2 protein-coding genes and 1 pseudogene are annotated in these 2024 nt (G+C 36.4%); all 3 read left to right on the top strand.

Annotated elements, in window-relative coordinates:
- Positions 1-450: 450 nt before the first annotated feature.
- Positions 451-1404, top strand: coding sequence for an arginase (gene rocF, locus AC1DUW_RS26975; RefSeq protein ID WP_053346295.1), 954 nt, complete (start codon positions 451-453; stop codon positions 1402-1404).
- A gap of 137 nt (positions 1405-1541) precedes the next feature.
- A complete protein-coding gene (locus tag AC1DUW_RS26980; RefSeq protein ID WP_377441322.1) occupies positions 1542-1694 on the top strand; it encodes a hypothetical protein in 153 nt (50 codons plus the stop codon).
- A gap of 106 nt (positions 1695-1800) precedes the next feature.
- Positions 1801-2024, top strand: a pseudogene (locus AC1DUW_RS26985) (amino acid permease); the annotation flags it as partial.

The following is a 2024-nucleotide window of genomic DNA, read 5'->3' on the forward strand; positions in this document are numbered from 1 at the left end:
GAATAATATACTATTAGAAATTTTTCTTATGCTGAAAAAAACTGTCTACCTAATATATTCAATATGAAGATATAAAATCCTTCCTTGGTTTATATTAGTAACTGCTCTAATTCCTGCTTGTATATTGATTTGCTTAAGGTATTTATAACTCCAGAAATCAATTATCTCTTCACTAGGAAGTCTAATTTGAAAGAACTACCCCCTCTCATTAATGAGGTTTGCAGCTCTTTAAGCATCGTGATTATGTACTAATTTAAAACACTGTATTTAAACATAACATATAACCTCGTTAGGAAGGTTTTGTATAATTCACGGATTGTCAATAGGCGTTTTTTACCATGCCTTTCTCTCTATTCTCAATCGTATAAATATTCAAAAAAATGTCGAGTTGAGTCATCTATCCTTTTACCCTTATACTAGGGAAGAAAAATTGAAGGGGGAGAATTATACATGAAGAAAGAAATTTCAATTATTGGTGTTCCAATGGATCTTGGTCAAACTAGAAGAGGAGTAGATATGGGTCCAAGTGCTATCAGATATGCAGGTTTGAGTGAAAGACTTGAAAACATTGGCTATACTGTCCATGATGAAGGTGATATTAAAGTAGAGATACGAGAGAGAGCACAAAGTGATACAGATACTAATTTAAAGAATTTACAGGATGTAGCAGAAGGCAATGAAAAATTAAGTCAAAAAGTTGCTGAAGTCACTCAATTAAATCGATTTCCTTTAGTTTTAGGTGGAGATCATAGTATAGCTATCGGAACATTATCAGGTTTAGCACAGCATTCTGAGAACTTAGGGGTAATTTGGTATGATGCGCATGGCGATTTAAACACAGCCGAAACTTCTCCTTCAGGAAATATACATGGTATGTCTCTAGCGGTAAGTTTGGGACTTGGCCACCCTGCACTGACTAACATTGGTGGATATACACCAAAAATCAAACCAGAGAATATTGTTATTATTGGTGCCCGTTCCTTGGACCAAGGTGAGAAAGAGTTAATTAGAGAAAAGGGTATTAAAGTATATACAATGCATGAGATTGATAGATTGGGAATGACAAGAGTAATGGATGAATCGATTGCCTATCTTAAAGAACGTACAGATCTTGTTCATTTATCCCTTGACCTTGATGGCCTTGATCCAGACGATGCACCGGGAGTAGGAACGCCTGTCATGGGAGGTATTAGTTACCGTGAGAGCCATCTTGCCATGGAAATGCTAGCTGAAGCCAATATCATTACATCCGCAGAGTTTGTAGAGATAAATCCAATATTGGACGAACATAATAAAACAGCTGAAGTTGCTGTCGCATTAATGGGCTCTTTGCTTGGAGAAAAATTACTTTATGGAGCGGACGATCACCTTATCACTCCTCATTTACTGGCTGATGTTAAATAGTCGAACTTTTTTGAGATAACTGTTATTGATAGAAATATAGAGCGATTTTATTAATCTCAAATTTTTAAAAAGATGGTCCATTGAAAAAAGCCCATATTGTCATCTGCGGGCTTCTTCCCCATTGACGGATGGCCCACATGAATCAATTTATATCCATAGTTTCCAGACGTTTGGCTTCTTTTTCTTTCTTAAGCGGCGTCATCGAAATTATTTTTGCATTGGTACCTATGTTAACTCCTGTTTCTCTACATGCAGAAGCAATCTCTTATTCGAGGGATACTATCACCTAAGATTGAAATCAAAGCATAAAACTTGTGAATGGAGAAACATTAATTCCCTAAAAACGTCCTAACATAAATGAAACCGTTTGCACCCATCAGGTAAAGGAGTTTTTCAATGAAAACAATAGAAAATCAACCAAATGAATTAAAACGGAGCATGAAAGCAAGACATTTATTTATGATTTCAATAGGGGGATGTATTGGTACAGGCTTTTTCATTGGTTCAGGCTACACCATTCATGAAGCAGGGGCCATCGGTGCTATTCTCTCTTACATAGTTGGCGGTTTTATCATGTATTTAACGATGCTTTGTCTCGGTGAACTATCGGTTGCCATGCC

The sequence above is a fragment of the Peribacillus sp. P4_C12 genome (assembly GCF_056402095.1).